The following is a 502-nucleotide window of genomic DNA, read 5'->3' as shown; positions in this document are numbered from 1 at the left end:
AGTCATGATAATAGGGCCTTCTGATTAGAAGGCCCTATTATCAATGATTTTTATCCTCGTGACGACACTATCTAGTATTCTCTGCGAAACGATCCTTGTCTGAACCATGAGGAGGCAGAGATGTCGCAGGCACAAAATGCAGGAACTTCCTCATCAAATGCAAAGCGGCCTTATAGAAAAGGTCAGCCATTATCAGCCAGCGAACGTAAGTTGCGATCAGTTTCACGCAAAAAAGATACTCATAAAGCAGTTACAGTATTCATTCATAATGCTCAAAAAGAGAAGCTAGATACTCTTTGTTCTGAGTACGGTATGACTCAGGCTGAGTTGATTGAATTGTTGATTAAGCGAGTGGAAGTGGGGCTTTCTGAAAAGTAACAAGTCACATTCTTGATTCATTGGCTTTTGAGTGCTAGGCTGTGTCTCTTAATCACCTGAGCTATAGTAACTGCCTGTTTCCACAACACTTTGAACTATGGCTCGTTACGATCTTCCCGATGAA

At 41.6% G+C, this 502-nt stretch carries 1 protein-coding gene; it reads left to right on the top strand.

The window, feature by feature from the left end:
- The first annotated feature begins 120 nt into the window (after positions 1–120).
- The gene (gene repA / locus ACSZPU_RS26265) at positions 121–378 is read left to right on the top strand and encodes a replication regulatory protein RepA (RefSeq protein ID WP_499004561.1); all 258 of its coding nucleotides are present in this window, start codon (positions 121–123) and stop codon (positions 376–378) included.
- Positions 379–502 lie beyond the last annotated feature (124 nt).

Source organism: Phytobacter sp. V69 (genome assembly GCF_965644215.1).
GTDB lineage: Bacteria > Pseudomonadota > Gammaproteobacteria > Enterobacterales > Enterobacteriaceae > Phytobacter.
This window is presented reverse-complemented; position numbering and strand designations above follow the sequence as displayed.